The sequence below is a fragment of the Pseudomonas sp. GW456-L12 genome (assembly GCF_059424045.1).
The window spans coordinates 39,956-66,058 of the sequence record NZ_JBWKZA010000032.1 but is presented as its reverse complement, the minus strand read 5'-3'; the positions used below and the strand labels follow the sequence as shown (position 1 = coordinate 66,058).

The 26,103-nt window shown below is 66.1% G+C and carries 21 protein-coding genes; 4 read left to right on the top strand and 17 right to left on the bottom strand.

Annotated elements, in window-relative coordinates:
• The 3 genes from AC07Y9_RS27305 to AC07Y9_RS27295 form a co-directional block, all read right to left on the bottom strand.
• Nucleotides 1-1,218 (bottom strand): DUF4347 domain-containing protein (locus tag AC07Y9_RS27305; RefSeq protein ID WP_146021876.1); only part of this gene is annotated, 1,218 nt, incomplete at its 3' end.
• Between the two features lie 50 nt (nt 1,219-1,268).
• Nucleotides 1,269-2,114, bottom strand: coding sequence for a sulfotransferase family protein (locus AC07Y9_RS27300; RefSeq protein WP_102680800.1), 846 nt, complete (start codon nt 2,112-2,114; stop codon nt 1,269-1,271).
• Nucleotides 2,115-2,343: 229 nt separating this feature from the next.
• Nucleotides 2,344-3,999, bottom strand: coding sequence for a glycosyltransferase family 39 protein (locus AC07Y9_RS27295; protein WP_102680799.1), 1,656 nt, complete (start codon nt 3,997-3,999; stop codon nt 2,344-2,346).
• Nucleotides 4,000-4,220: 221 nt separating this feature from the next.
• On the opposite strand from AC07Y9_RS27295, the gene AC07Y9_RS27290 reads away from it, so the two are divergent.
• Both AC07Y9_RS27290 and AC07Y9_RS27285 read left to right on the top strand, forming a co-directional pair.
• On the top strand, nt 4,221-4,808 hold the full coding sequence (locus AC07Y9_RS27290) for a phage tail protein (protein ID WP_007928628.1): 588 nt from the start codon (nt 4,221-4,223) through the stop codon (nt 4,806-4,808).
• A gap of 53 nt (nt 4,809-4,861) precedes the next feature.
• On the top strand, nt 4,862-5,173 hold the full coding sequence (locus AC07Y9_RS27285) for a DUF6916 family protein (RefSeq protein WP_007928630.1): 312 nt from the start codon (nt 4,862-4,864) through the stop codon (nt 5,171-5,173).
• Nucleotides 5,174-5,233: 60 nt separating this feature from the next.
• Here AC07Y9_RS27285 and AC07Y9_RS27280 read toward each other — a convergent pair whose 3' ends face one another.
• The 4 genes from AC07Y9_RS27280 to AC07Y9_RS27265 are packed head-to-tail and all read right to left on the bottom strand — an operon-like array spanning nt 5,234 to nt 9,965.
• Nucleotides 5,234-5,737 carry a GNAT family N-acetyltransferase gene (locus AC07Y9_RS27280; protein WP_007928631.1) on the bottom strand — a complete coding sequence of 168 codons (504 nt, stop codon included), beginning with the start codon at nt 5,735-5,737 and terminating at the stop codon, nt 5,234-5,236.
• 27 nt (nt 5,738-5,764) lie between these two features.
• On the bottom strand, nt 5,765-7,861 hold the full coding sequence (locus tag AC07Y9_RS27275) for a site-2 protease family protein (protein ID WP_102680798.1): 2,097 nt from the start codon (nt 7,859-7,861) through the stop codon (nt 5,765-5,767).
• Nucleotides 7,861-9,180 carry an efflux RND transporter periplasmic adaptor subunit gene (locus tag AC07Y9_RS27270; protein ID WP_087092309.1) on the bottom strand — a complete coding sequence of 440 codons (1,320 nt, stop codon included), beginning with the start codon at nt 9,178-9,180 and terminating at the stop codon, nt 7,861-7,863. The genes AC07Y9_RS27275 and AC07Y9_RS27270 overlap by 1 nt, the downstream gene beginning before the upstream one ends.
• Nucleotides 9,177-9,965, bottom strand: a complete 789-nt coding sequence (locus tag AC07Y9_RS27265; RefSeq protein ID WP_102680797.1) for an efflux RND transporter periplasmic adaptor subunit — start codon at nt 9,963-9,965, stop codon at nt 9,177-9,179. The genes AC07Y9_RS27270 and AC07Y9_RS27265 overlap by 4 nt, the downstream gene beginning before the upstream one ends.
• 241 nt (nt 9,966-10,206) lie before the next feature.
• Between AC07Y9_RS27265 and AC07Y9_RS27260 the strand changes: the two genes are divergently transcribed.
• Both AC07Y9_RS27260 and AC07Y9_RS27255 read left to right on the top strand, forming a co-directional pair.
• On the top strand, nt 10,207-12,378 hold the full coding sequence (locus AC07Y9_RS27260; protein ID WP_102680796.1) for a PA5441 family protein: 2,172 nt from the start codon (nt 10,207-10,209) through the stop codon (nt 12,376-12,378).
• Between the two features lie 2 nt (nt 12,379-12,380).
• The gene (locus AC07Y9_RS27255; protein WP_101336425.1) at nt 12,381-13,100 is read left to right on the top strand and encodes a DUF3142 domain-containing protein; all 720 of its coding nucleotides are present in this window, start codon (nt 12,381-12,383) and stop codon (nt 13,098-13,100) included.
• Here the strand turns inward: AC07Y9_RS27255 and AC07Y9_RS27250 are convergent.
• The 10 genes from AC07Y9_RS27250 to AC07Y9_RS27205 all read right to left on the bottom strand — a co-directional run bounded on the left by AC07Y9_RS27250 (nt 13,063) and on the right by AC07Y9_RS27205 (nt 26,090).
• Entirely contained in the window at nt 13,063-14,532 is a 1,470-nt protein-coding gene (locus tag AC07Y9_RS27250) for an efflux transporter outer membrane subunit (protein ID WP_102680795.1), read from the bottom strand. The genes AC07Y9_RS27255 and AC07Y9_RS27250 overlap by 38 nt on opposite strands.
• Nucleotides 14,529-15,587, bottom strand: coding sequence for an HlyD family secretion protein (locus AC07Y9_RS27245; protein WP_087092302.1), 1,059 nt, complete (start codon nt 15,585-15,587; stop codon nt 14,529-14,531). Before AC07Y9_RS27245 ends, AC07Y9_RS27250 begins: the two co-directional genes overlap by 4 nt.
• Before the next feature lie 25 nt (nt 15,588-15,612).
• A complete protein-coding gene (locus AC07Y9_RS27240) occupies nt 15,613-17,157 on the bottom strand; it encodes an MFS transporter (protein ID WP_102680794.1) in 1,545 nt (514 codons plus the stop codon).
• Between the two features lie 222 nt (nt 17,158-17,379).
• A complete protein-coding gene (locus tag AC07Y9_RS27235) occupies nt 17,380-18,297 on the bottom strand; it encodes a LysR family transcriptional regulator (protein ID WP_102680793.1) in 918 nt (305 codons plus the stop codon).
• A 248-nt stretch (nt 18,298-18,545) separates the two neighbouring features.
• On the bottom strand, nt 18,546-19,412 hold the full coding sequence (locus AC07Y9_RS27230; RefSeq protein ID WP_025808568.1) for an ABC transporter permease: 867 nt from the start codon (nt 19,410-19,412) through the stop codon (nt 18,546-18,548).
• A gap of 20 nt (nt 19,413-19,432) precedes the next feature.
• A complete protein-coding gene (locus tag AC07Y9_RS27225) occupies nt 19,433-20,293 on the bottom strand; it encodes an ABC transporter ATP-binding protein (protein WP_007928654.1) in 861 nt (286 codons plus the stop codon).
• Nucleotides 20,294-20,298: 5 nt separating this feature from the next.
• On the bottom strand, nt 20,299-21,336 hold the full coding sequence (locus AC07Y9_RS27220; RefSeq protein WP_102680792.1) for an ABC transporter substrate-binding protein: 1,038 nt from the start codon (nt 21,334-21,336) through the stop codon (nt 20,299-20,301).
• 27 nt (nt 21,337-21,363) lie between these two features.
• Nucleotides 21,364-22,254 (bottom strand): TauD/TfdA dioxygenase family protein, encoded by an 891-nt coding sequence (locus AC07Y9_RS27215; protein WP_102680791.1) that lies wholly within the window; start codon nt 22,252-22,254, stop codon nt 21,364-21,366.
• 322 nt (nt 22,255-22,576) lie between these two features.
• A complete protein-coding gene (locus AC07Y9_RS27210; protein WP_007928658.1) occupies nt 22,577-23,944 on the bottom strand; it encodes an HlyD family type I secretion periplasmic adaptor subunit in 1,368 nt (455 codons plus the stop codon).
• Nucleotides 23,934-26,090, bottom strand: a complete 2,157-nt coding sequence (locus tag AC07Y9_RS27205) for a type I secretion system permease/ATPase (protein WP_037035296.1) — start codon at nt 26,088-26,090, stop codon at nt 23,934-23,936. The genes AC07Y9_RS27210 and AC07Y9_RS27205 overlap by 11 nt, the downstream gene beginning before the upstream one ends.
• Nucleotides 26,091-26,103 lie beyond the last annotated feature (13 nt).

The following is a 26,103-nucleotide window of genomic DNA, read 5'->3' as shown; positions in this document are numbered from 1 at the left end:
GCCGCCGCCACCACCGCCACCGCCGTAGAACGCGCCGGTGACACCGCCGCCACCGCCGCCGCCCGAAGCCGCGTTGGAGGTCACGGTGACGTTGTTGAGGGTGAGGTTGCCGGCGTTGAAAATCCCCCCGGCCATGGCGCCGGTCGCGCCATACCCACCGTTGCCGCCGTTGCCCGAGACCAGGCCCCGGGTGATCACCAGGCCATCGAGGGTCACGGTACTGCCCGCGGTCACTTCGATGACGCGGGTGCGGTACTGACCGTCGAGGATCACGTCCGCCGCGCCGTCGTTGTTCAGGTCGCCGTCGATGGTCACGTTCTTGTTGACCAGCAGTTCGGAGGTCAGCTGCACCGTCATGCCACTGCTGAAGGTGACGATGTCGCCGTTCTGCGCCGACGCCAGCGCCGCCCGCAACGAACCCACGCCGGTGTTGGCGTTGTTGGTGGCGGTCCAGGTCGCCAGCCCCCACTGATAATCCTGCATGGCCTGGGTGGACAGCACGTTGGCGCTTTCGATGGTGCCGGTGGCGATCTCCAGTTCCCAGTCGCCCCCCAGGCCGGTGCGGTCGCTGGAGGCGGCCACGTCGCGACCGGTGAGTTGCGCCAGCGAGTCGACGAAACTCAGGCCGCGTTCGCCCTCGGCGGTGTAGCAGCCGTAGATCAGGATATCGCCGCCGGCGTTCATGTCCTGGCCGATGTCCGCCAGCACCGCGCTGCGCGCCTGGACGTTGTCAGCCGAGAGGTAGCTGTTGCCCAGCCACAGGTCGCCGGCATTGCCGTGGGCGATGATCTGCACCGAACTGACGCCCTGGTGCTGGTCCAGGTAATCGGCGATCTGCTGCAGGCCATCCTGGTTCGCCCCCAGTTGCACCACCTGGGTGCCGGGCGCCAGGCCCTGGAGCAGACTGTCGGCGTCCTTGACCCGCGAGTCGACGAACACCACCGTCAGCCCCGGTACCGCGGTCTGGGTCGCGGCAGGCGCTGCATCGGCCTGGCCATGGGTGTCCTGGCTGACGCTCGGCTGATCGGCGGCGGTCGGCGTCTTGGCCACGTCCGTGGTGGTGTGGCTGTCCGGCTGGGCGACATCGGCCACCGTCGCCGCCACCGCACCGTCGAACAGCATGCGCGGCTCCAGCGGCATGATCATCGGAGAAGCCAGGGCATTCGCCCGCCCAGTGGCCCGCTGATTGACCCGCGACTTGCCTTTGCTCCACCACATGATGCTCACCCGGACTCGAACGTGCTGAAAGGTGCAAATGAAAACCGCGGTCAACGGACCGCGGCGTCGGATTTCATGCGAATGACATTGGCGGCGCTGGATGCCCCGTCTTTCCAGAAGGACAGCTCCGCATACTTCTCGAACAGGTCCGGCGGCAGGATGGTGCGCCGCGACTGCAGCGCCACCCGCGCCTTGACCTTGTGCAGGCCCGCGACCCCCAGCGCCTGGTCGAACTCGGGCGCGTCGTAGGCCAGGCTGTCGAAATCGTGTTCGAACCAGGGTTCGTCGATAAAGTCGTAGATCAGCCGCATCACCCGCTCCGGGGCCTGGCTCAGCAGGTCGTAGTCGACGATCAGCAGCGAATCGGCGTTTTCGCCGTAATAGGCTTCTTTCAAGGCGGTCCAGGCATACCCCACCAGCCGGTTGTGCTGGGCCAGGGTTTCGCAGCGGCTGTAGACCGAGTTGCGCTCGACCGCATCGCCGAACAGCTTGGTGTTTTCGAAGGGGTTGGCCCGGTACAGCCGTTCCAGGCTGTCCATGACCCAGGCGACATTGCGCACACAGGCGATGGTCTTGGCCTTGGGAAACAGGTCCTTCAAGGCCGGCAGGCGCGCGCACCATTGGCGATTGGTGTCGAAGACAACAGGTTTATCGGCCTTGTCGGCGTAGTAGGAGTCGAACAGCCCGCGCAGCAGGCGGCGGCGCATATCGATGTCGATGACCGCGCCGAATTCGCTGCCGGCGCTGCATTGTTCGAGGATGCCGCTGAACAGCGCACCCACCGGGCTGGTCATGCCGGCGTGAAAGCGCGGGTTCTGCAGCAGGATGGCCGACAGCAGGGTCGACCCTGAGCGCGGTAAACCGGAGATAAAATGGAACTGCGGCAATCCCTTCACCCTAGCTATAAGTCCATTTGTAGGGAAAAGCGTAGTGCAAGGTCAGAAAACCAACTAGTGGTGCTTTGATATCAATTCGAAGCAAAAACCATAAAAAACGTATGTTTTAAAAACACTCGCCGCTCTGGGACTGGACGTGAACCGATTAAGCCACTGCTGGCCCTGAATTCTGCCTTTCGTCATCGGCCGGTTCACAGGCCGATTTTTTGCGCAAAACCGCCCAAGACCGCTATCCAGCAGGCTTCCCAGCCTGGGTGCACAGTGCTTGTACCGACGCCTGCCCCTGCGCCACGCCGCATATCACCAGCAACCGCGCCGTGACCCCGCCGGCGGTGAATTCACCGGTTTTTCGCCATTGCGCCGGCAGCGGGGCGAATTCGTCGGGTTGGTCGGCCGTGCCGATCAGCCAGACGCGACCACTGCCCACCGGCAACGCCGACAGCCGGTCGAGGTAAAGCCTGTCAGCCTGCTGCTCGACCAGGGTGCCGAAACCATAGGCGTTGGGCCGAGTGGAGACGCCAGCGGGCGTGGGCGGGGTGTAGAGCATTGGCTGGGCGTCGGTACGGTTGTAGTAGACGTAGCTCAGGTACCACAGCAGGTCGCTGGTGACGATCCGGTCGCCGGCCACGTAGCGCTGGTTCACGTAGTCCACCAGCACGCTGATCTGATCGTTGCTATCCACCGTGGCGTTGTTGTTCAGGCCGACCCCCTCGGCCCCGGCGAACAGCAGCAGGACCGCCAGCGCCAGCGCGCGGGCATGCACCTGGGCATGTTCCAGCAGCCGGTCGATCGCCATCGCGAAAAGCAGCGGCAGGCCCAGGGCATAGGCCGTCAGGTAGCGCTCGATGAACACCGGCGAAACGAATGACACCGCAAACACCAGCAACAGCGGCAGCACGCTGTAGATCGCCAGCAGCCAGCTCCAGCGCCAAGGCGTGCGGTCGCGCCAGGCGAGCATTGCGACAACGCTCAGCACCAGCAGCGGCAGGCCCGCGAACAGCAGCGGGGAACGGCTTTCGCCATCGTCCTGGGTCAGCAATTGCCAGACCATCGAGGGCAATGAAAAAAACTCCACCGACGGTTCCCAGCCCACGTCGCCGCTGGCTTTCAGCTGGTCGATATGTTGCAGCAGGTCCACCAGCCCCGGCAGCCAGGGGGTGAACAGCATGACGATGGCGAGGTTGGCCAGCCACCAGCCCGGCTGGTTGATCGCCCGGCTCGCAGGCGTCGCTTGCAGGCGCAACAGCAACAGGTACGCCCAGTGGGCAAGCACACAGAGCGCGGTGAAATAGTGGGTGTAGAACGCCGCGCTCATCAGCAGCGTGTAATACACCAGATAGCGCTGGCGTGCGGGCTGCCTGAGCCAGTACACCAAGGCCAGGGTGGCGCCGAGCAGCCACACCCCCAACAAGGCATACATGCGCACTTCCTGGCTGTAGCGCACGGCGGTGGGCAGCAGGGCTAGCAGGAACCCGGCGAGGATCGCCGCACGGCGGCTGGCGATCTGCGCCACCAGCCACACCCCCAGGCAGACACAGACGATCCCCGGCCAGGCGCTGAAACTGCGAATGGCAAAGATGCCGTCGCCAAACAGCGCGATCCAGCCGCGCAGCAGCATGAAGTACAGCGGCGGATGCACATCGTGGGCGGCATGCACCCAGAGTTCGCTCAGGCTGTAGCGGCTGAGCAGCAGGCTGGAGCCTTCATCGCCCCAGATGGCCGCGGCGGTCAGGTCGTAGAAACGGGTGGCCGCCGCCAGCAGCAAAATCGGCAGCAGCCAGTACGCCCGCAGCACCGCGACCAGGCGCTGTGCGTCGCTCGCCAGCCGATTGGCGATGCCCGGCCCGGCCGTATCCAGCAATTGCGGCTCTCTGCGAAACGCCATGAATGTCCCCTGCACCAACGTTTTACCACCACAGCATCGCTGTTTATCCGGCCAGACATAAGGCACCCCATCACCCCAGGCGACTGGCGGAACAGCGTCTACGCTAACCATTGCTGTCAACGAGCCCGCTTGGCGTTCTGACCGTATCGGTCAAGCTGTCAGGCCAGACACCAGGGATCGGCTCAAGGAGTTCCACTGATTAACCTGAAGGATAAAAAACTATGGAAGTGTTCATGGGCACCATTCAAGCTTTTTCCTTTAACTTCCCTCCCAACGGCTGGGCCTCGTGTTACGGCCAGACCCTGGGAATCTCGCAGTACCAGGCGCTGTTTTCGCTGCTGGGCACCTACTACGGCGGCAACGGCACCACCAACTTCCAGTTGCCGAACCTGCAAGGGCGGCTGCCCATCGGCCAGGGTAACGGGCTGGGCCTCACGCCACGGGTGATCGGCGAGGTTTCCGGTACCGAAAACGTCACCCCGACCCTCAACAACCTGCCGTCCCACACCCACACCCTCGCCAGCGTAAACGCCGCCACCACGCTGCAATTGGCCAACCCCGCCAGCAGCCCGGTCAGCGTGCCGACGGCCACCAACTCGTTCATCGGCACCTCCGGCGGCGGGCCGGGCACCGCGACCATCTATTCCGACGGGCTGGGTGCCACGCCGGTACCCCTCCAAGGGGTCAGCACCACGATCTCCGGCACCATCTCGCCCGCCGGCAACGGCCTGCCGCTGGAAGTCATGAACCCGTTCCTGGTGATCAACTTCAGCGTGGCCTTGAACGGTCTGTTCCCATCGCGCAATTGAAGTTCGCGCCGGGGGACATTCCCCCGGCCCTTTTTCCGGCCAGGAGTGGCGCCATGCTGCATCTGCTGCAAAGTGAGCATTTCCAGCCTTTGCTGGGGCAAACCTGCAATCTGTTGCTACCGGACGGCAGCGTGTTGCCGGTCCATATCGAGTCCATCAAGGACACTCCCCAGTCCCGCATGCCGAACAGCCCGCGCATGCCCTTCTGCGTCGAGCTCAACAGCCTGGCGCCGACAGCGTTCGTCGACGGCCTGTGCGACCTGGAACTGCCCGGCGTCGGCCACCTGCAGGGCATGTTCGTGTCACGGGTGCCGGCCCTGGGCCGCGATCCGACGCTGGGCTATTTCTATATCGCCTTCAACTGAACCGAGCGTGCCTGGCGGCAGCGCCCCGGGCACCGGCTCGAACCCGCGGGGTTGCGCCGCTCAGCCGCGCGGGCCGGGGTACCACACCAGCCGCTCGGCCGCCGGATTGGCTTCCTCGACCTGAAACCCCAGCGCCAGGTAATGCCGACGCGCATGGGGGTTGCTGGCCCAGACCACCGTGGCCACCGGGCAGCGCACCTGCTCGGCGGCTTTCTGCACGCCTTGCAGCACCGTGCGCCCATAACCGCGACCGCGGGCGGCGGGAATGAACGCCAGGTACAGCACACGAATTTCATTGGCGCCAAAATCGGTGGTCAGGGCACCGATGGCGCTGCCGAGCTTTTCGATCACGTAGTGCATGGCGCCGGGGAAGTTCTCCCCCGCCCCCTGCTCCTGGACCTGGAACTGCTGGGCGATCACCTGCTCGATCTGCTCCTGCTCGCCATCGATCCATTGCAGATCGCTGCGCGCCGAACGGTAAAGGCTTTGCAGGAACGGTCCGTCGGTGGGCCGCGACGGACGTACCACCAGGCCATCGGACATGGCCGAATCCTTATGCAACATATGCGTTCTCCCTGAAAATTCCTTGTTTCAGAACCCGCTTTCCCTCACGCCCAGCGCCGCCAGGCGCCGCCAGGCCGTACCGAGCAACGACTCGCCACGCCCCTGCAACACCACCACGCCGCGCAGCGGCTGGCTCGGGGTGATGCTGGCGTCGAGCACCTTGAGCCGCGCGCCGTACTGCGCCTGGACCGGTTCGGCGCGGCGGTTTTCATCGCGGCGCACGGCAATCGGCCCATGGTGATCGGAGGTCAGCGCCTCCTGATCGATATACGCCACGCCGTTGGTATCGACTTCGGTCAATTGCACCTCGAGCGCCGGGTGCATCGGGTCGTCGGCGATAAAGCGCCCCGTGGCGCCCGGCGCGACCCGCCACAGGTCGGCCTCGGCGAGAAACCCACGCAAGCGCGCCCCCGGCTCGACCACCCGGGCCAGCGGCTCCTTGGGCGAAACCCAGCGGCCCACCTGCAGTTGCGGCAGCAAGTCACGCAGTTGGCCGGCCTCGGGCGCGCGCAGCAGCAGGCGCTCGCGTTGCGCCGACAGGCCGCGGTATTCGGCCACGGCCTCGGCCAGCTGCTGCTCGACGATCCCGGCATCGGCGGCGGTCTCGCTGCGCCCGGCGCGGCGGCGCATCTGCAATTGCTGGATCTCGATTTCCCGCCGAGCGATGGCCTGGCGCGAGGCCAGGTCCGGGGATTCGAGCTCAACCAAAACCTGGTCCTTGCTCACCGCCTGGCCGTCGCTGACATTGACCTGCCGGACCCGCGCCGCCACTGGCGCATGCAAGGCGCTGGCGCGTCCGGCTTCGAGCATCGCCGGCACCTCCACCGAGCCGCGCCAGGGCACCGCCACCAGCAGCAGCGCCGCCAACAACCCCAGGCCGCTGAGCAATACCCGTGGCGCGTGGACCTGTTCGCGGTGCGTCCACCATTCGCGCCATTCCCGCACGATGGGCAAAAAGATGAACCAGACCAGTTCCACCAGCATCAGGAAGATGCCCAGCAGCTTGAAAAACAGGTGGTACACCGCCAGCGCAATCCCGAAAAACAGCACCGCGCGCCACAGCCACGAGCCATAACCCCACCACAGCAGACGCCGCTGCATGGCCGGCGACCAGGGCTCCGGCGCCGGCTGCCGATAGCCGAACAAGGCCTCGCGCAGGCGCCAGCGACAGAGGGCGAAGGCCCGCCCCTGGAGGTTGTCCACCTCCCAGAAATCGCTCAGCAGAAAGTAGCCGTCGAAGCGCATGAAGGGGTTCAGGTTGATCACCAGGGTGGTGATCCAGGTGGCGCTGGCAAGCATGAAGGCCGCGGTGCGCGCCGGGCCGTCCGGCAGCAGCGACCAGGCCAGCAGGGCGATGCTGGCCAGCAGCAGCTCGGCCAGCACGCCGCCGGCGCCGATCAGCAAGCGCGCGCGACGGTCATTGACCCGCCAGGCATCGCTGACGTCGGTGTAGAACATCGGCAGCAGCACCATGAACGCCACCCCCATGCTCTGCACCCGGCAACCGGCGCGCTTGGCCATGAAGGCGTGGCCGAACTCATGGCACAGCTTGGCGAAGAACAGCGCCACGCCGAACGCCAGGGCGCCGCCGAGGCTGAACAGGTGGGGAAAGGTCGCCAGGAAGCGCTGCCAGTCCCGCGACACCAAAAACACCCCCAGCCCCAGGGTCAGCGGCAAGCCGTAGCGCAGCAGCCCCGGGCCGAACCGCGCCAGCCACGGCCAGGCGCGATTGAGAAAGGCGTCCGGGCGCCACAGCGGGATACGAAAGAACAGGTATTGGTGCAGCAGCACCTGCCACAGGCTCTGGTGCTGGGCGGCGGCCTTGAGCTCATAGCTGGCGCGCTGCTGCGGATCGAGGGCGGTGATCAGGTCATGGCTGCGCAAAAAACCCAGCAGCTCTTCCAGTTCCGCTCCGCCCAGGGGCAGCCCCGGCTCGCGGTTAGCGGCGCGCAGCACCTGCCCGGCATCCCCCAGGGACCAGTGCCTGAGCAGGCGCATCGCCGCCGCGCCGAGCTTGAAATAGCGGCCGCGCACCGGGTCGGCCAGGGTCCAGCGCGGCGAACCGTCCAGCGCCGGCGCCGCCGGCGACAGCTGCAAGTCCGCGCGCAGGCCCGGCAGGCTCATTACAGGCCCACGCTCTGCCGCAGACCGGCCAGCGGGCGGCGCAGCAGGTACAGCGCCAGCGGCGCGCGCTCACCGAAGAGCTTGGCCGTGCCGCGCAGGCCGATCCGCGGCGGCGCGTCGCGAAAACGCGCATCGAGGCGGTAGGCCAATTGCCCGCCCGGCGTCGGCTGCGCCTCGTAGGCCGCCCGTTCGAGGCTGGCCAGATGGCGCTGCAACGGGTCGCTGTCGAGAAACAGCGCCACCTGCGCGCCGGGCTCCAGGGCAATGGCATCGCCCACGGCCAGTTCGATGCGCAACTCGGCCTGGCTCGGGTCGGCGATTTCCATCAGGCGCTCGCCGGTCTGCACCGGTTTGCCGGTCCAGCGCTCGGCGTCGGCGAACACCGCGATGCCATCGCGTTCGGCCCGTACTTCGCTGCGCTTGAGCAATTCGCGGGCGTAATCGCGTTCGGCGCGTTTCTGTTCGACCCGAGCCGCCAGCAGGTCGATCTTCGAGCTGGATTCGGCATCGGCGAAGGCCCGCTGGGAATTGGCCTTCAGTTCCGCCTCGGCCACGCCCAAGGCGCGGGCGGCGACATCGGCCTGGGCATTGAGGGTGGTGTTTTCGAAACGCAGCAGCAGGTCGCCGGTCTTCACCGTCTGGTTGGGCTTGACCAGAAACTCGGCGATCACCCCGTCCAGCGGCGCCGCCACCACACGCCCGCCCAGCGGCACCACTTCGGCCGGCGCCAGCACCGACTGCCGCACCGGAATCAGCAAGCCCAGCAACACCACCGCCAACAGCGCCAGCCGGCGTTTGCGGTTCCAGCGCAGGCGCCACGGCTTGCGCGGTTGCAGCGCCAGCCAGGCGTGGCTGTAGGTGTCGCCCAGTTGCGCCAGCAATACTTGTTCGGAAGGGTTCCACGGGTTGTCGCGGGCCAGCCACAGGCCACCAAAGAGCACGCCCTGACGATCGATCAGCGGTAACCAGAACACTTGCGCCGCCGACAGGCTCTGCCAGTCGGCCCGTACCGGGGCGCTCAGTTGCTCGGCCGCGACCACCCGCGCCTGCTGCGCGAGTTCGAGCTTGAACAGTTGGGCCACCGCCTGTTCGACGAAAGCCACAAAGGGCGCATTCGGATCGAGCGCGCTGACGCCGGTCACCGCGCGGACCTTGCCGGCGATCACCAGCGCCGCGTGGCGATAGCCGAACAGTGCCTGGCTGTCGTTGACCAGGCTGTAGGCCAGTTGCTCGACCGTGCGCGCGGCGCGGGTCTGGCGCTCCAGGTCGAGGAACCGGGCGAAGACCTGCTCGGCGGCGCCCGCTACCGGCGCGTTCATTTGAGCTCCGCGAACCGCGCCGTGCCGCTCATGCCCGCCAACAGGCCCTCGGCGTTGGGTACGGCCGCCACCAGCAGCAGCGTCTGGCTGCCTTCGTCGATCCGCGCGCCGAGGCGCTTGACCGTGGCGGCCAGCGGCTTGCCGGTTTCATCGGGGACGAAGCTGAAGGTCTGCCCGGCCTTGAGCTTGCCCATCCAGCTCGACGGCACCAGCAGGTGGATTTCCAGGGAACGGTTGTCGACGATTTCCAGCAAGGGCGAGCCGGCCGTCACGCTTTCGTAGCGCTGTACCTTGCGCGCCACCACCTGCCCATCGAACGGCGCGATCACGCTGCAACGCTTGACCTGCACCTGATAGACCTGGGATTGCGCCTGGGTCTCGGAGACCTTGGCCGCGGCTCGCGCCACTTCGAAGCGGCCGACCGAGTTGAGCGAAGCCAGTTGGCGGTTGTGCGCCAGCTCTTCGTTGGCGCCACGGCTGGCGGCCTGGGCGGCATTGAGCTGGGCCTGGTAGGCCGAGCAATCGAAGCGCGCCAGCACCTCGCCTTTCTTGAAGGACTCGCCTTCGCTGTAGGGCAACTCGACGATGCGCCCGGACAGCTCGCCGGCCAGTACCGCCTGATCCTTGGCCCGCAGCACGCCGCGCGCTTCGCTGCCGCTGGCCACGGCGGCGCCGGCAGCGCTGTCATTGAGCAGTGGATCGTCTGGTGCAGGCGTCTGCGCCTGGGCCACGCACACCAGGCAGGTCAATCCGAATCCCAATCCCAATCCATGAAATCGCCGCATAACCGTAACTCCCTGACGGATGGGCGGAGTCTAAGACAGCAAGCGCAAGCGTCAAGCAAGTGGCCACTATCTTTATCGATCCCGACAACCGCATCGAGCACCCGCCTGACAGCATAGATGCCTTGTCCGGCGCGGCGTGTATCGGGTCGTGTGGGTATTTTAGATGCCAGCGAATGCCTTCTGTATGATTTGCACCACACTTGGACCTTCGGCTCCCATAGTTTCGGATTAAGGACAATTCATGCGTATCGGTCTTTTGTCGTCTTTGACACTGGCGCTCGGCGCCCTCCTCTGCAATCAGGCCCAGGCCAGCTCCGACGATTCCTGTTACCCGCACTGGACCCTGCTCAAAAAAAACCTCGACAGCTGCAGCAGCCTGCCGTTTCTCAACCCGGGCAACGACAGCCGGGTGAACCTGCGCCTGTTGCTGGCCGACAGCGGCGCCTTGCCCCTGGCGCCGAAAGCGCTGGACGCCGATAACCTGGACGAGGGTTATGGGGCGGTGCCGTTTCCAGTATTTCGCCTGCAACCCGCGCCCGGCCCTGAGGACGCGGATACCTCGCAAACCTCGGAGGACACTGACCTCAACGGCCGCCTGGAGTCCTTGCAGGTGGTGCGCGAAACCCCGCAAGCAGCCGGCGATGCCTTCCTGTCCGGCGAAGGCAGCCGCTGCCGCAGCAACTCGGACGCCAGCGCCCAGGCCTTCGTCGACCAACTGATCGCCGCCGACCTGCCGGCCAGCGAACGCCAGGCGCTGGCGCAAAGCCGGGTCAAGCTGCTCGCCGCCTGCAACTGGGACAGCCCGCAACTGGCCAGCCTGTTGCCGGCCGACCTGCAGACACCGCTGGGCAAGGGTTTCGCCACTTATCTACAGGCCGCCGGCGACTTCTACAGCGGCCGCTTCAGCGAGGCCGGCGCAGCGTTCGCCACGCTCAAGGACAGCCCGAATGCCTGGCTGAAAGAGACCGCGCTGTACATGAACGCCCGTACGCTCCTCAACAGCGCCCAGCAGAACGCCTTCGACGAATACGGCATGCCGGCGCTCGAGCATGTGGATAAGTCCACCCTGCAACAGGCCGAGGCCGGCTTCGACGCCTACCTGCAAACTTATCCACAGGGAGCCTACGTTGCGTCGGCCAAGGGCCTGCTGCGTCGGGTGCACTGGCTGGACAGCAACCCCGACAAACTCGCCGCCGACTACGCCTGGCAAATGACCCAGGCCAAGGACGAGCAGCGCAACCTGTCGCTGGACGATCTGGTGGAAGAAGTCGACACCAAGCTGCTGATGGTCAACCGCAACCCGGTCAGCACGCCCCTGCTGCTGGCGGTCAACGACCTGATGTGGATGCGCGAGCAAACCGAAGGCCGGCTGACCCGCGACGCCTTGCAACAACAGAAGGCGGTCTTCGCCGGGCAACCGGCGCTGTACGACTACCTGCAAGCGGCCTTCGCCCTGTACGTCGACAACGACCCGGACGCCGCGCTGAAACTTCTGCCCGCCGAGCCTGCGACCAACCTCGACTACCTCGCCTTCAGCCAGCAGACTCTGCGCGGCCTGGCCCTGGAAGCGAAGAACGACGCCTCGGGCGCGCAAGCCCTGTGGCTGCAACTGCTGCCCCTGGCCAAGCAACCGTTGCAACGGGAACAGCTGGAGCTGGCCCTGGCCATGAACTACGAGCGCAACCAGCAACTGGCCAAGGTGTTCGCCGCCGACTCGCCGATCCAAAGCCCGCAGGTGCGCTTCACCTTGCTGCGCCATGTGGCCGACGCCGAGTTGCTGCGCCAGCAGATCGGCCAGGCCGCCGACCCGGTGGAACGTAATACCGCGCAGTTCGTGCTGCTCTACAAGGACCTGCTGCGCGGCCAGTACGCGGCCTTTGCCAGCGACCTTGCGCAGCTTCCCGCCAGCGCCCCTGAAGACAAGCTTGGCTACAGCCTGGGTTACGTCTACAGCAACGGCCAGTCGCTCAAGCTGTTCCAGTGGAACGGCAAAGAGGCCGAGTCCGGCTACGTCTGCCCGAGCCTCGCAGAAACCGCGGCGGCATTGGAAAAGGATGGGAAAAGCCCGCAAGGCCTGAACTGCCTCGGTGAGTTCATCCTGCGCAACGGCCTGGACGGCATGCCGCTGGACAGCCAGCCCGACAAGCAGTCCCTGGGCGGCACGCCGTCGGCCTTCAAGGGCGAAGCGTTCTCCCGCCTCGAGGGCTACAAACAGGTGATCGCCAACAGCAAGGCGCCACGCGACGACCGCGCCTACGCCCTGTACCGCGCGATCAATTGCTTTGCATCCTCGGGCAACAACCGCTGTGGCGGCAAAGACGTGGAGCCCGCGGTGCGCAAGGCCTGGTTCCGCCAGCTCAAAGGCACCTTCGCCGACACCCAGTGGGGCAAGTCGCAGCAGTACTACTGGTAAGCATGAGCCGCTTCTGGCGATGCCTGCTGCCGGTCTGGCTGTTGCTGGCCGGCGGTGCCCAGGCGGCGGTCGACGCCCGCGATCACGATGCCTTCTGGCTGTGGAGCGGCGTCGCCCCGCAGCCGGTGCTGAACCAGGCCAAGACCCTGTACATCCTGCAAGGGCAGATCAGCCGTTCGCGTCGCGACCCGAGCGGCAACGTGCACTTCATCGCCCAGGGCATGGCCGTTCCGCGCCTGCGCCAGGGCGAGGTCTGGGTGGTCTATCGCGCCCACACCCTGCACTGGCCGGAGCCGGTCTACCGCCAGCTGCTGGGCCAGGTGCAGCGCTGGCAGCAGGCCGGCAACCCGGTGGTCGGCATCCAGATCGATTTCGACGCCCGCACCCGCTACCTCGACGAGTACGCCAGCTTCCTGCGCGACCTGCGCCAGCGCCTGCCTGCGCAGTACCGCCTGAGCATCACCGGCCTGATGGACTGGAGCAGCAACGCCAACCCCGAGGCCATCGCCGGGCTCAAGGGCGTCGTCGACGAAGTGGTGGTGCAGACCTACCAGGGCCGCCACAGCATCCCCAACTACGCCGCCTACCTGCCCCGCCTCGACCGCATGGGCCTGCCGTTCAAGGTGGGGTTGATCCAGGGCGGCGAATGGCAGGAGCCGGGCTATCTGCGAGACAGCCCGTGGTTCAGGGGGTATGTGGTGTTTTTGCAGAACCCGCGCTAGCCAACGGATACACCGACTCCCAGCCGCCGCCCAGGGCCTTGTACAGGCCGACCATGGCCAGGGAAACGCCGGTCGAGCTTTCCACCAGTTGTTCCTGGGTGGCGAGCAAGGCGCCCTGGACGGTGAGGACGTTGACGAAGTCCACCACGCCTTCGACGTATTGCTGTTGCGCGGTGCGCAGGGCGATCTGGTTCTGCCGCACGGCTTCGGCGAGGCTGTCGCGGCGCAGCTGGCTGCTGTTGTAGCGGGTCAGCTGGTCGTCGATTTCATGCCAGGCGCGCAGCACGGTCTGCTGGTAGGCGACGGCCGCTTCCTGCTGCTGGGCTTCGCGCAGATGCAGCATGCCGCGCAGGCGGCCGCCGTCGAACAGCGGCAGGCTGAACTGCGGGCCGATGCCAAACTGGCGCGAGCCCCAGGAGCCGAAGTCCGACAGCTGCATGGCCTGGGAGCCGAAGTTGCCCGACAGGGTGATGCGCGGATAAAAGTCGCCCTGGGCCACGCCGATGCTGGCGGTGGCGGCATGCAGGCGGGCTTCGGCCTGGCGGATATCCGGGCGGCGTTCGGCCAGTTGCGACGGCAGGCCGATGGCGACCTGGCGCGGGGTTTGCGGCACCGGCGCATCCGCCGCGAGTTCGGCATGCAAGGCCTGGGGCGGCTCGCCCATCAGCAGGCTCAGGGCGTTGATCAGTTGCGCCTGGCGCTGCTGCAAGGCCGGTAGTTGCGACTCGATGGTCGCCACCTGCGCGGCGGCTTCGGCCACGTCCAGGTCGGTGGCCACACCGTCGGCCAGGCGCAGCTGCGAGAGCTTGAGGCTGTGGCGGGCGACGTCGAGGTTCTGCTCGGTCACCGCGCGGGTGCTCTGCACGCCGCGCAGCTGGATGTAGTCCTGGGCGGTCTCGGCCAGTACCGACAGCAGCACCCCGCGCCGATCATTTTCCGCGACTTCCAGGGTCGCGTCGGCGGCCTCGGTTTCACGCCGCACGCGGCCCCAGAAATCCAGCTCCCAGGACGCCGAGAAGCCGGCGTCCCACAGGTTGAAGGCGGACTTGCCCGCGTGCCCCGACGGGTCGTTCAGGCCTTCGCCGCTGTTACGTTTGCGTGCGTAACCGCCGCTGGCGCTGCTGGTCGGATAACGCTCGGCGGTGACCACCTGGCGCGCCGCGCGGCTCTGTTGCAGGCGGCTGGTGGCCAGTTGCAGGTCGAGGTTGTCGGTCAGCACGCGCCGGCTCAACGCCGACAGCTGCGGATCGTTGAAGACCTCCCACCAGCGCTCGTCCAGGGGGCTGCTCACCACCTGGCTCGGCGCAGCCTTTTGCGGGGTGGCCCAGGCCTCGACCCGCGGCCCTTCGGGACGCTGGAAATCCGGGCCGACACTGCAGGCGGCCAGGGACAACAGGCTCAGGGCGAATACCGGCTGGAGCAGACGACTCATCGCTTCACCACCTCACGCGCGGAGCTGGCCTTGCCCAGGGTATCGACGCTCGCTTCCACCGACATCCCGACCCGCAGACGCTCGGCCATCGGCTGGCCGGGCTCCAGCAGGATCTTCACCGGAATGCGCTGCACCACCTTGGTGAAGTTGCCGGTGGCGTTGTCCGGCTTGACCGCGGCGAAGGTCACCCCGGTGGCCGGCGCCAGGCTCTCGACCCGGCCGTGCAGGGTTTCGCCGTCCAGGCTGTCGACCCGCACCTGCACCGGTTGCCCGGGGTGCATGTGGGCCAGCTGGGTTTCCTGGAAGTTGGCCACCACATAGGCCTGCTCCAGCGGCACCACGGCGAGGATCTTGCTGCCCGGCGTGACGTAGGCGCCGACCCGCACCGCGCGTTCGCCGACCATGCCGTCCACCGGCGCGACGATGCGCGTGTAGGACAGTTCGTAGCTGGCCATTTCCAGGGACGCCTGGGCGCGCTTCAGCCCGCCCTCGGCGGCATCGCGCTGGGCGGTGAGGATCTCCACCTGCTTGCGTTCCGCCGCCAGCGCCGCGGTGGCCGTGGCCAGCCGCGCGCTGGCCTGGTCGATGCGGGTCCGGGCCTGCTGGGCATTCTGCACCGTGCCGGCGCCGACCCCGGCCAGGTGGTTGTAGCGGTTCAGTTCATGTTCGGCGAAGGCCATTTCCGCCCGCGCGGCCACCACCGAGGCCTGGGCCTGGGCGATCACCGAGCTTTGCCGGTCGAGGGTGGCGCGGGCGTTCTGCAACTGCGCCTTGGCCACCAGGGTTTCGGCGTCCGCCGCCTGGGCCGCGGCGCGCAGGTCGCGATCGTCGATCAACGCCAGCAACTGGCCGGCCTTGACCCGCTGGTTGTCTTCCACCAGCACTTCCTTGATGAAACCCGCCACGCGCGGGGCCACCAGGGTGTAGTCGGCGCTCACGAAAGCGTCGTTGGTGGTCTGCTCGGTGGCCTTGCCGGTGACCAGGTACACCAGCACGCCGAGGACCGCGACCGCCGCCACGCTGACGGCGAGTTTGTGTTTGATGTGGATCGTCATAAAAACCTTCTGTCTCAGTGAACGTTCAAGTCGGCGCGCGTGGCGGATAGATCCGCGTCGGCAGCCAGAAAATCAGCAGGATCAAGGCCGCCGCCACGCCAGCCATGACGTAGTAGAGGTCGGCGGAGGTCAGCACCACGGCCTGTCGGTGCAGGCGCTGGGCGAGGTTGCTGGCGTCGACGGCGCTCAGCGGCGAGTTGCCGAGGCTGTCCACCAGCATGGTCGAGTGAAAGTGCAGGCGGTGAGTGGTCAGGGCATCCAGCACGCCGGTGGCGATCACCGCCGCCAGGCCTTTCACGGTGTTGAACCAGGAGGACGCGAACGGCCCCTCGATCGGCTGGATACTGCCGGTGGAAAGCATCAGCAAGGGCAGCACCGCCATCGGCTGGCCGAAGATCTGCAGCAGTTGCAGCACGTAGAAATCGTCGCGAATCCACGCCGAGGTCAGCTGCGCGCCGCCCAGGCACGACAGCACCAGCATCGTCAGGCCGATGCCCAGCACCCAGCGGCAATCGACCCAGCGCAGGTTGCACAGGGCCGCCACCAACGGCAGCGCGATCAGCTGCGGCAGGGCCATCACCAGCATCACCGGGGCGGTCTGCAACGGCCGGTAGCCCTGGACCTGGGCCAGGAAACTGGACGGAATGATGATCACCGCGGTCAGCACCACCAACACCCCGGCCAGGGTCAGCAGGGCAAACGACAGGTTGCGGATGCCGAGCATCTGCAACTTGAAGAACGGAATCGGTTGCGACCATTCGTTGATCAGAAACAGCACCAGCAACAACGCGCCCCCGCCCAGCAGCAGGCAGATCAGCGGCGAGCCGAACCAGTCCAGGCGATTGCCCTGGAGGATGCCGATCACCAGCATGCAGATCGCCGGGAACCCCAGCAGCAGGCCGCGCCAGTTGAAGGCCTTGAGGCGCTCCAGGCGCAGCGGGTCCTGGGGCAGACCGTAGGCCACCGCGAGCATCGCCAGCAGACACGGCGCCACCACCTGCCAGAACGCCCATTGCCAGCCGACGTATTCGGTCCACAGGGCGGCCAGCGGCGTGCCCAGGCTCGGGCCGAAGGTGGCGGTCAGGGCGTAGCCGGCCAGGCCGTAGAGCTTGACGTTGGCCGGCAGGAACCGCAGCGCCACGGTCATCAGCATTGGCGGCAACGCGCCGCCGGCCAGGCCCTGCACGGTGCGCAGCAGCAACAGGCTCTGGTAGTTCGGGGCGAACGGACAGAGCACGCCCAGCACGGTGAACAGGGCGATGGCGCAAAGAGTGAAACGGCGCAGCGAAAAGGTCACCGAACACCAGGGCGCGAAGGCCATGGCCGCCACCGAGGTGGCGGTGTAGCTGGCCACCAGCCAGGTGCCTTCGTCATAGCCGATGGCCAGGGCGCCACGGATGTCGGCCAGGGCGATCTTGGTCACCATTTCGTTGAGGCCCGACACCAGCACCGCCAGCAATACGCCGAGCAGGCCGATGATGATTCGCGGGCCGAAGACCGCGGGGCTGACAGCTGCCGGTTTGCTGGCCACTTCAGCGGGTGCCGGCACAGCCACGGCGAGGGAACTCATGAAGGGAACGACTCCGATAGAAATACCGAAGCAGTGTAAAAAGCCCGACAGCTGACGAAAACTGACTTATCGACAGCTTATAAGTGCACCGCACGCAATGATTGCGCCCTCCCGAAACCTGTAGGAGCGAAGCTTGCTCGCGATAGGGCCAGACCTGGCACCGCGATAAATGGCCGCTTCGCGGATCGCGGGCAAGCCTCGCTCCTACAGAGACATGGTTTTTCAGGGCTGGGCGGCGTGCCAGGTTTCGTTGCAGGAGGCGCGCAGGGTTTCGCGGAACCATTTGTGTGCCGGGTCCTTGTCGTAGCGCGGGTGCCAGGCCTGGGTCAGCACCAGGGTCGGCAGGGGAATCGGCAAGGCGAAGGAACGCAGGTGCAGGCCCAGGCGCGACACGCTGAGCAGGGTTTCCTTGGGCACCGGCAGGATCAGGTCCGAGTCCGGCAGCATGAACATCGCGGCATGGAAGCTCGGGGCAATCAGCGGCACCCGGCGCTGCAGGCCCAGGTCGCTGAGCGCCACATCGATCGGCCCGCGGGCGATGCCGCGCCGGGACATGCTGATGTGCGGGAAGGCGGCAAAACGCTCGGCGGTGATCTCCTCGTCGAGCAACGGATGATGCTCGCGCACCAGGCCGACAAAGGTGGTGGAGAACAGGTTCTGCACCTTCACTTCCGGGGTCAGCGGCCGGGTGTTGCTGATGCGCAGGTCGATCCGCCCTTCGCGCAGCGCCTCGTCGTCGCCATCGCCCTCCGGGACGAAACGCAGTTCGCAATGGGGCGCCTGGCGCTCCAGGGTATCGATCAGGCGGCCGCCATAGACGCCGACGAAAAAGTCGTTGGCGCGCACATTGAAGCGCCGGCGCAGGGTGCCGAGGTCGACCTGGTCGCCGGAACGGAACACCAGCGCCGCCTGCTCCACCAGGTCACGTACCTGGCCGCGCAGCTCCTGGGCCTTGGGCGTGGGCACCAGGCCGCGGCCGGCGCGCACCAGGATCGGATCGCCCAGCGCCTCGCGAATCCGCGTGAGGGTCCGGCTCATGGCCGCCGGGCTGAGGTTCATGCGCCGCGCCGCGCCGACCACGCTGCCCTCGTCGAGCAGGGCGTCGAGGGCGACCAGAAGGTTCATGTCCGGGAGTTGCATGCTGAGCACTCGTGGCTGATCGGGAATGAGTCAGGCGCAATGCTAGCAGGGTCATTTCAGTCATGGACACCACTCTTCTGTAGCCGCTGCCGCAGGCTGCGATCGAGGACGAAGTCCTCGCCAGACCTGCGCATGCGGTGTGCCAGGCAAAATGTGCGGTCAGCTTTTGCGCCGGCTGCGCCGTCGATCGCAGCCTCGCAGGCTCGGCAGCGGCTACGGGCGCTACGGGCGCTACGGGCGCTACGGGCTCAGCGTTGCATGCCCCAGCGTTTCACGGTGACCCGCTCCAGGGTGTCGAACACCAGGTTCTCCACCAGCAGGCCGATCAGGATCACCACCGCCAGGCCGGCGAAGACTTTGTCGGTGTACAGCTCGTTGCGATTCTGGAAGATGTACCAGCCCAGGCCGCCCTTGCCGCTGGTGGCGCCGAACACCAGTTCGGCGGCGATCAGGGTGCGCCAGGCAAAGGCCCAGCCGATTTTCAGGCCGGCGAGGATCGACGGCAGCGCCGCCGGGATCAGGATGAACAGCACGAAGCGCATGCCCTTGAGCCCGTAGTTGCGCCCGGCCATGCGCAGGGTTTCGGAAACCCCGAGAAAGCCGGCGTAGGTGTTCAGGGCCAGGGCCCAGAGCACCGAATGCACCAGCACGAAGATCAAGCTGTTCTCCCCCAGGCCGAACCACAGCAGGGCCAGCGGCAACAGGGCGATGGCCGGCAGCGGGTTGAACATCGAGGTCAGGGTGCTCAGCAGGTCGCGGCCCACCTGGGTCGACACCGCCAGGGTGGTCAGGGCAAAGGCCAGGACGATGCCGATCAGGTACCCCTTGAGCAGCACGACCAGGGAGATGCCGACCTTGCCCAGCAGCTCGCCGCTGAGCAGGCCGTCGTACAGCGCGCTGGCGGTCTGCAAAAAGCTCGGTAGCAGCAGGTCGTTGTTCTGGTAGCGGGCCACGGCCTCCCAGAGCAGCGCCAACACGATCAGGATCAGGCTCTTGCGCAGCCAGCCTTGTTGCCACAGGCGCTGGCCCAGCGGCAACTCACGCTCCAGCGGCACCGCCAGCAGGGGTTCGAGGGCAACTTCGTATTCCTGGCGAACCGGTGATGAATGGCTCATCGGGCGTTCCTCTTAAAGGCTCAATAAGCGATACGGATATCGGTGAAATCCAGCTCGCGCTCGGTTTCCGGCGACTGGCCTTCGTCGAACAGCAGCCGGTGGATACGCCGCGCCGTCTGCTGGAACGCCACGCCGCCGAGGCTTTGCAGGTCGTACTGATGGCTGTGGATTTCCGCCCGCACCCGCCCCGGGTGGGGCGACAGCAGCAGGATGCGATTGCCCACCACCAGCGCCTCCTCGATGGAGTGGGTGACGAACAGCAGGGTGAAGCGCACCTCCTCCCAGAGCAGCAGCAACTCTTCCTGCATCTTGCGCCGGGTCAAGGCATCGAGGGCGGCGAAGGGTTCGTCCATCAGCAGGATCTTCGGCTGCATCGCCAGGGCGCGTGCTATCGCCACCCGCGCTTTCATGCCGCCGGACAGGGTGTGCGGGTAGGCGTCGGCAAACGCCGCCAGGCCGACCTTGTCCAGGTAGTGCAGCGCCCGCTCCTCGGCCTCGCGGCGGTTGAGGGTGTTCGACGCCAGCAGCGGGAACATCACGTTCTGCTTCACGGTTTTCCACGGCGGCAGTTGGTCGAACTCCTGGAACACCACGATCCGGTCCGGCCCCGGCTGGCTGACCCGTTGCCCTTGCAGGCGAATCTCGCCCTCGCAGGGCTGGATGAAGCCGGCGACCGCCTTGAGCAGGGTCGACTTGCCGCAGCCCGAGGGCCCAAGCAGGACGAAACGGTCGGCGGGATCGATTTCGAAACTGACCTGGTGGGTGGCCCGCACCACGCGCTGCGGGGTGCGGTATTCCAGGCTGACCTGGTCGACCGCCAGCAGCGCCTGGGCTGCCGTGGTCGGGTTGCTGGCCGTGTGGCCTTGCAAGGGGGCGTTCATGGCGATCAGCTCCCTTGCAGCGGCGTGGTGTCCTGGAAGAAGTAGTCCTTCCACGATTGCGGCTTGTTCTTGATCGCGCCCACGCGGTAGAGGAATTCAGCCAGCGGGTAGGTGTTTTTCGGGGTGACGGTGAACTCGAACTGCGGGTTGTCGATGATCTTCAGCAAGGCTTCGCGGTCGATCTTGGCCTTGGTCACGCGGATGTAGGTATCCGCCGCCGCGCCCTTGTCCTTCTGGGCAAAGTCGGCGGCCTCGGCCAGCGCCTCGACGAAGGCCTTGTAGGTTTTCGGGTTTTCGCTGCGGAATTTCTCGGTGGCGAACAGCACGGTCGGTGAGTTCGGGCCCAGCAGGTCGTAGGTGTTGAGCACCACGTGCACATTCGGGTTGGCCAGCGCCTGGTCCTGGAACGGCGGGTTGGAGAAGTGCCCGGTCAGCTCGGTGCCGCCGGCGATCAGCGCCGCCGTGGCGTCCGGGTGCGGAACGGCGATGGTGTACTTGTCCAGGCGATTGAATTCCTTGTCGCCCCATTGCTTGGCCGCCGCGTACTGCAGGAACCGCGACTGCACGGAAACCCCCACCGCCGGCACCGCGATGCGGTCCTTCTCGGTGAAGTCGGCGATGGTCTTGACCTTGGGATTGTTGCTCACCAGGTAGTAAGGGAAGTTGCCCAGCGACGCCACCGCCTTGACGTTCTGCTTGCCGTGGGTGCGGTCCCAGATGGTCAGCAGCGGGCCGACGCCGGCCCCGGCAATGTCGATGGAGCCGGAGAGCAAGGCGTCGTTGACCGCCGCGCCGCCGGACAGCTGGGTCCAGTCGACCTTGATGTCGATGCCTTCTTCCTTGCCGTGTTTTTCAATCAGATTCTGGTCGCGCACCACGTTGAGCAGCAGATAGACGATGCCGAACTGTTCGGCGATGCGGATCTCGCCTTCGGCATGGGCCGCCGTCGGCGCGACCAGGCCAGCGGCCAGCAGGCTGAAGCCCAGGCCGATGGCGGCCGCCAGTTTGCCCAGGCGCGGGAGGCGTTGAGTAGGTTGGGACATGATGTTTCTCCTGCCGTGGGTGGCCGATCAGTAAGGGGCGTCGCCCTGGATGGTGGTGCGATAAAGCTTGCGGCGCAGATGGCTGGGGCAGCCGGCGGCCAGGTGGATCAGCGAGCGGTTGTCCCAGAACACCAGGTCATGGGGCTGCCATTGGTGGCGGTAGATGTTTTCCGGCAGCACGCTGTGGGCGTAGAGCTCGGCCAGCAGCTGGCGGCTCTCGTCTTCCGGCAGGCCGACGATGCGGGTGGTGAAGCCTTCGCTGACGAACAGCGCCTTGCGACCGTTTTCCGGATGGGTGCGCACGACCGGGTGCACCACTTCCCGGACCTGGGCCAGTTGCTCCGGGGTCAGGGTCGGGCGCCAGTTGCCCTCGAACTTGGTCTCGCTGTAGCGCGCGGTGTAGGAGTGCGCGGCAGAGCGGCCATCGACCGCCTTACGCAACGCTTCGGGCAGGCTGTCCCAGGCTTTGTGCATGTCGGCGAACAAGGTGTCGCCGCCCTCGGCTGGCAGCTCCTGGGCGTGCAGCATCGAGCCCAGGCTCGGCAGTTCCTTGTAGGAGAGGTCGGAATGCCAGAACTTGCCGGCGTCCCCCAGGCCGATGGACTGGCCGTTTTCGATGATGTTGGAAACGATGAGGATTTCCGGATGCCCGGCCAGCAGGAACTGCTTGAGTACGTGGATCTGCAGCACGCCGAAACGGCGGCTGAAGGCGATCTGTTGTTCGGGGGTGATGCGCTGGTCGCGGAACACCACAACGTGATGATCCAGGTGCGCGCGGTGAATGCGCGCGAAGTCCTGGTCGTTGACCGGCCGGGCCAGGTCCAGGCCGACGATCTCGGCACCGACGGCGCCGCTGAACGGGCGGATATCAAAAACTTGTGCGGCGATGGGCGCGGCACTTGGAGAGGGTACGGACATAAATCACTCCCACGCAGAGCACGCCCGGTGGCGCGCGCGTCGATCAGAAACTCACGGAGGTCCCGTGTGGGTTCATTTCGTGCGGCGCGCCGATTGGTCGGCAGGTACGCAGGGAGTCGACTTTATAGATATAAGAACCGAATTTTAAATACCTTTAAAGAATAACGATATGGCGATTCGGGCGCAGCCCCCAAGGCCGGCACGAGCGCCTGTAGCCGCTGCCGCCAGGCTGCGATCGGCCCCGAAGGGGACGTGACGATTTCAATATCGCTGAAGGCCCTTCGGGCCTTATCGCAGCCTGGCGGCAGCGGCTACAGATGGCTTAACGCTCGTGCAACGCCTCGGCACGGGCGCGGATGATCGGCTTGAGCAGGTAGCTGAGCACGCTTTTCTTGCCGGTGATGATGTCCACCGAGGCGACCATGCCGGGGATGATCAGCAACGGCTTTTCATCGGTGCCCAGGTGGCTGCGGTCGGTGCGCAGCTTGATCACGTAGTAGGTGGTCTTCTTGTCTTCGTCGGTGATGGTGTCGGCGCCGATCTGTTCCAGCTTGGCCTTCAGGCCGCCGTAGATGGTGTAGTCATAGGCGGTGAACTTGACCACCGCTTCCTGCCCCGGGTGCAGGAAGGCGATGTCCTGCGGACGGATCTTCGCTTCCACCAGCAGGGTGTCGTCCAGCGGCACGATCTCCACCATGTCGCTGCCCGGCTGGATCACACCGCCGATGGTGTTGACCATCAGTTGCTTGACGATGCCACGCACCGGCGAGGTGACCAGGGTCCGGCTGACCCGGTCTTCCAGGGCCTTGCCGGTGGCGCTGGCCTTGTTCAGTTCGGTGCGTGCCTCGTTGAGCTGGGTCAGGGCTTCGCTGCGGAACTTGCCGCGGGTTTCGTCGACCTTGCGCTGGACTTCCTTGATCGCCGATTCGGCACGGGGGATCGCCAGGGTGGTGGCGTCCAGTTGCCCACGGGTCTCGACTTCGGCGCGCTTGAGCCGCAGCACTTCCACCGGCGACACCGCGCCCTGGGCCACCAGCGGCTCGGACATGGCGATTTCCTGGCGCTGCAGGCTCAGTTGCTGGCGGTACTGCGCCTGCTTGGAGGTGAACTCGCGCAGTTCCTGCTGCTTCTGGATCAGTTGCTCCTGCAGGCCGCCGACTTCGTCATGCAACTGCTGGCGACGGCTTTCATACAGCGACTTTTCGCTGGCCGCCTGGCCGGGCACGGCGGCCATGGCATCGGCCGGGAAATTCAGTTCGCGGTTGTCGATCTCCGCGCTCAGGCGCTCGACCCGCAGCAGCATCGACAGGCGATCGGCCTCGGTCTCGCCGACGTTGGACTTGAAGCGCGTGTCGTCCAGGCGGATCAACGGGGCGCCGGCTTCGACGATCTGCCCTTCCTTGACGAACAGTTCGGAGACGATACCGCCTTCCAGGTTCTGGATTTTCTGCACCTTGGACGACGGGATCGCCTTGCCCTCGCCCTTGGTCACTTCGTCGATCACCGCGAAGTTGGCCCACAGCAGCAGGAACAGGAAGAAGCCGATGATGCCCCAGATGGTCAGGCGGATAACCCGCGGCGCATCCTCGATCAGCGCCTTGTTGACCTCGGGCAGGGGTTGGTCGTGCAGCGATTCGGTGCCTTTGAAGTAGCGCAGGATCGAGTCTTTGAAACCGGATTTAAGCAACACTGATCTGCCCCTTCTTCAACGCTTCCATCACGACTGCTTTCGGCCCGTCGGCGAGGATCTGCCCGCGGTCGATCACCAGCAGGCGATCCACCAGCGACAGCAGCGAGGCACGGTGGGTGACCAGCACCACGGTCTTGGCTTCCACCACGGCTTGCAGGCGTTGTTTCAAGCGTTCTTCACCCGTGTTGTCCATGGCGCTGGTCGGTTCGTCGAGCAGCAGGATTGGCGGGTTGAGCAGCAGGGCCCGGGCCAGGGCGACGTTCTGCCGCTGGCCGCCGGAGAGGTTCTGCCCGCGCTCGCCGACCTGCAGTTCGTAACCCTGCGGGTGCAGGCGGGCGAACTCGTGGACGCCGGCCAGTTCGGCGGCCTGCAGCACCAGTTCGTCTTCGACGTAACGGGCGCCGGAGGTCAGGTTGTCACGCAGGGTGCCGGCCAGCAGCTGGATGTCCTGGGCCACATAACCGATGTTATGGCGCAATTCGCTGACGTCGATCTGCCGGATGTCCACGCCGTCCACCAGCAAGGCGCCGGAGTCCGGGGCATACAGGCCCACCAGCAGCTTGGCCAGGGAGCTCTTGCCCGAGCCGCTGCGGCCGATGATGCCGATCTTCTCGCCCGGCTTGACCACCAGGTTGATGTTCTTCAGCGCCGGGTTCTGCTGCCCCGGGTAGGTGAAATTCAGCTGCCGGCATTCAATGGCGCCCTGCAGCACGTTGCGGCTCAGGGGACGCTCGTCGAAGTTGCGCTCCTGGGGCAGCTCCATCATCTGGTCGACCGAGGTCATGGTCACCCGCGCCTGCTGGTAGCGGGTCAGCAGGCCGGACAACGAGGCCAGCGGGCTGAGGGCGCGGCCGCTGAGCATGTAGCAGGCGATCAGCCCGCCCATGCTCAGGTTGCCGTCGATGATCTGGTACACGCCGAAGACGATCATGATCACCCCGGCCAGCTGCTGGATCAGCAGGGTGATGTTCATCGCCAGGCTGGAGAGCATCTTCACCCGCAGCTCGAGGCGGCCCAGGGTGCCAATGGTCTGTTCCCACTGGTACTGGCGTTCGCTTTCGGCGTTGTTGACCTTCACCGCGTCCAGCCCGGCCAGGGTCTCGATCAGGCTCGACTGGCGCTCGGCGCCCAGGGCCATGGTTTTTTCCATGGTGGCGATCAGCGGTTTCTGCAGGGCGTAGCCGATGCCCAGGGCAATCGGGAAGGCCAGCACCGGAATCCACACCAGGTGCCCGCCGAGGATGGCGATCACCAGGAAAATCAGCAGGGTGAATGGCAGGTCGATCAGGCTGGTGAGGGTCAGCGAGGCGAGGAAGTCGCGCAGGCTCTGGAACTCGTGGATGTTCTGGGCAAAGCTGCCGACCCGCGCCGGCCGGTACTTCATGGCCATGCCGACAATGCGCTCGAACAGCGTGGCCGAGATGATCAGGTCGGTCTTCTTGCCGGCCAGGTCCAGGCACAGGCTGCGCAGGCTCTTGAGAATCAGGTCGAACAGGTAGGCGCCAGTGATGCCGATGGCCAGCACCCACAGGGTGGCGGCGGCCTGGTTGGGGACCACGCGGTCGTAGACGTTCATCACGAACAGCGGCGCGGCCATGGCAATGACGTTGATCAGCAGGCTGGCGGCGATAGCGTCGGCGTACAGCCAGCGCGAACGCTTCAAGGTGTCGCGGAACCAGGAGCGGGCGCGAGGAATCAGCGAGCCATGGTTGACGTCGAATTTGTGTTGGGGCTGGGCGAAGAACACTTGCCCGCTGTAGTCGTCGGCCAGCATCTGGCGACTGACGCTGACCTCGCCACCATCGCTCTCGCTGAGCAGCAGGCGGGCCTTGTCTTCGCCCTGCCAGCCGAGCAGGACGGCGCTGCGGCCGTCCTTGAGCAAGAGCATGGCCGGCATGGCGATGGCAGGAATCTGCTCCAGCTTGCGCCGCAGCAAACGCCCCTGCAGGCCGGCGCGAGCGGCGGCGCGCGGCAGCAGCTCGGCGCTCAGGCGCTGGGAGGGTAAAGGCAGGCCGGTGGTCAGCATGGCCGCGCTGGCCGGCTTCTGGTGCAGGGAACACAGGGTTAGCAGGGCATCCAGCAGCGGGTCGTCATGCATGCCGCGTGGATCATGGCTAAGTTGCACTCGACTGACTTCTGATTCCACGCTCGGCACTCTT

Coding starts and splice junctions, on each gene's coding strand:
- AC07Y9_RS27220 (WP_102680792.1), bottom strand. CDS start 21,336: ATGTCCCAACCTACTCAACGCCTCCCGCGCCTGGGCAAACTGGCGGCC.
- AC07Y9_RS27225 (WP_007928654.1), bottom strand. CDS start 20,293: ATGAACGCCCCCTTGCAAGGCCACACGGCCAGCAACCCGACCACGGCA.
- AC07Y9_RS27255 (WP_101336425.1), top strand. CDS start 12,381: ATGAGCCGCTTCTGGCGATGCCTGCTGCCGGTCTGGCTGTTGCTGGCC.
- AC07Y9_RS27230 (WP_025808568.1), bottom strand. CDS start 19,412: ATGAGCCATTCATCACCGGTTCGCCAGGAATACGAAGTTGCCCTCGAA.
- AC07Y9_RS27290 (WP_007928628.1), top strand. CDS start 4,221: ATGGAAGTGTTCATGGGCACCATTCAAGCTTTTTCCTTTAACTTCCCT.
- AC07Y9_RS27215 (WP_102680791.1), bottom strand. CDS start 22,254: ATGTCCGTACCCTCTCCAAGTGCCGCGCCCATCGCCGCACAAGTTTTT.
- AC07Y9_RS27245 (WP_087092302.1), bottom strand. CDS start 15,587: ATGACGATCCACATCAAACACAAACTCGCCGTCAGCGTGGCGGCGGTC.
- AC07Y9_RS27240 (WP_102680794.1), bottom strand. CDS start 17,157: ATGAGTTCCCTCGCCGTGGCTGTGCCGGCACCCGCTGAAGTGGCCAGC.
- AC07Y9_RS27295 (WP_102680799.1), bottom strand. CDS start 3,999: ATGGCGTTTCGCAGAGAGCCGCAATTGCTGGATACGGCCGGGCCGGGC.
- AC07Y9_RS27275 (WP_102680798.1), bottom strand. CDS start 7,861: ATGAGCCTGCCGGGCCTGCGCGCGGACTTGCAGCTGTCGCCGGCGGCG.
- AC07Y9_RS27250 (WP_102680795.1), bottom strand. CDS start 14,532: ATGAGTCGTCTGCTCCAGCCGGTATTCGCCCTGAGCCTGTTGTCCCTG.
- AC07Y9_RS27270 (WP_087092309.1), bottom strand. CDS start 9,180: ATGAACGCGCCGGTAGCGGGCGCCGCCGAGCAGGTCTTCGCCCGGTTC.
- AC07Y9_RS27285 (WP_007928630.1), top strand. CDS start 4,862: ATGCTGCATCTGCTGCAAAGTGAGCATTTCCAGCCTTTGCTGGGGCAA.
- AC07Y9_RS27265 (WP_102680797.1), bottom strand. CDS start 9,965: ATGCGGCGATTTCATGGATTGGGATTGGGATTCGGATTGACCTGCCTG.
- AC07Y9_RS27235 (WP_102680793.1), bottom strand. CDS start 18,297: ATGCAACTCCCGGACATGAACCTTCTGGTCGCCCTCGACGCCCTGCTC.
- AC07Y9_RS27280 (WP_007928631.1), bottom strand. CDS start 5,737: ATGTTGCATAAGGATTCGGCCATGTCCGATGGCCTGGTGGTACGTCCG.
- AC07Y9_RS27260 (WP_102680796.1), top strand. CDS start 10,207: ATGCGTATCGGTCTTTTGTCGTCTTTGACACTGGCGCTCGGCGCCCTC.